Here is a 1,650-nt window from a genome sequence, read left to right on the forward strand (position 1 = left end):
ATCCACAGTCTGGGCAGATGCCGTTTGGTGTCAGACTGCCGGATACAGTCCACCCGCCGGAATCGCGCCGCTCAACGCTTTGAACGGAAACATCGCTCCCGGGCGACCAGTGCTTCCTTGAAATCATCACTATCCCTCCTGAATCTTCCCGTTCTCAGGATAGTGCGCCACACAGATTGAGGCAGAGCCCTTTTAACAGGCTGCTGATTTAGTCAGGACTGGGCGGAACGTTTTCCTCGTGGTCTGGCTTGGATGCCGACTGGGTAGTCGTCGATTTCCTCCACGCCTGGTCCCTTGGGCATTCTTCTTCCTCTATGCCCCCAGAAGCCGTGGCAACCGGGCCAGGTTGCTGGCGGCCATTGTCAGGATGAAGCGCGACCTCACCCGTTCAACGCCACGATAGACGGTCTGGGCCATGCCGCCGATGGTCTTGGCCCAGCCGAAGGGCTCCTCGATCCGCTTTCGATGCTTGATGGACAAGGCATAGCCCTTGTGTCGAGTGGTTCGTCCGTCGATTGCGGAATGCCGCGCTTTTTGGGCGACATGCGGAGTGACGCAGGCCCCGCGCAGATCGGCCACGAAGCCAGCGGCATCATAGGCCTTGTCAGCGCCCACCGTCAGTTTCCGGGTTGAGCCTGGGGAGTGACGATGCAGCATATCGAGCGCGGCCTTCCGTTCGGCATGGCCATCGGCCTGGGTCAGGTCGCCCTGAACGATCAGTCCATTCCGGTTCTCCATCAGAGCATGCCCCATGAAGCAGAGCACGGCACTCGCGCCGGGGGCTTTCTTGTAAAGCCGCGCCTCCGGGTCGGTCGTAGAGGCATGGGTCGCGTTGGAGCGCTTCTCGCCTTTGAAGTCGACCTCGGCATTTCGGCTGCGATGGGTGGTGCGGGGCATCGGGGCAATCTCGGGGTTGGTCTCGGCAGTTTGATTGTCGGGGGTGTCACCATGGGCGGGCGGACCGCCAGGGCCCTCGTCGTCGGGCGGCGTGCCCTCTGCCTTGGGCTTGAAGCTTTTCATCGACGCCCAGGCCTTGATCAGCGTGCCGTCGACCGAGAAGTGATCATCCGACAGGAGTGGCGCCACTTCGCGATGGGCCAGGATCGCCGCCATGACCTTGCGCGACATCTCGGTCGTCAGCAGCCGGTCGCGGTTCTTCGAGAACACCGTTGGCACCCAGACCGCATCATCGATGCCCAGACCCACGAACCAGCGGAACAAGAGGTTATACTGCATCTGCTCTATCAACTGCCGCTCGGAGCGGATCGAGAACAGGATCTGGATCAGGCTGGCCCGGATCAGCCGCTCCGGTGGGATCGAGGGGCGGCCGAAATCAACATAAAGACGGTCGAATTCATCATCGAGGCTGGCGAGCGCGTCATTCACGACCTGTCGGATCTTGCGCAAAGGGTGCCGCGCAGGGATGCGGTCCTCAAGATCAACATAGCTGAACAGCGACCCGCTCGTCTCGTCCGCTCCGCGCATGATCACTCCCACTGTCTTCCTGCCAGCGATGAATCATGTTCTGCAAACTACGTCGAGAGCCGACTATTTCAGATGGGATGGTTGCCGCCCTCCCCTGACGGCATCGCAGTGTGCCAAGGTCGTGGTGTTCAACGCCACGCAACGGAGAGGACGGCAAGATGAAGG

Annotated in this window: 1 protein-coding gene; it reads right to left on the minus strand. The window is 61.2% G+C overall.

Going from position 1 to position 1,650, the window contains the following annotated elements:
* Window positions 1–312: 312 nt before the first annotated feature.
* On the minus strand, window positions 313–1,485 hold the full coding sequence (locus tag RAH32_RS21420) for an IS5 family transposase (protein ID WP_136652220.1): 1,173 nt from the start codon (window positions 1,483–1,485) through the stop codon (window positions 313–315).
* Between the last annotated feature and the right edge of the window lie 165 nt (window positions 1,486–1,650).

Origin of the sequence: Paracoccus yibinensis (assembly GCF_030846195.1) — a bacterium.
Lineage (GTDB): Bacteria > Pseudomonadota > Alphaproteobacteria > Rhodobacterales > Rhodobacteraceae > Paracoccus > Paracoccus yibinensis.

Excerpts from the sequence above, each read along its gene's own strand:
- RAH32_RS21420 (WP_136652220.1), bottom strand. The coding sequence starts at position 1,485 with ATGCGCGGAGCGGACGAGACGAGCGGGTCGCTGTTCAGCTATGTTGAT.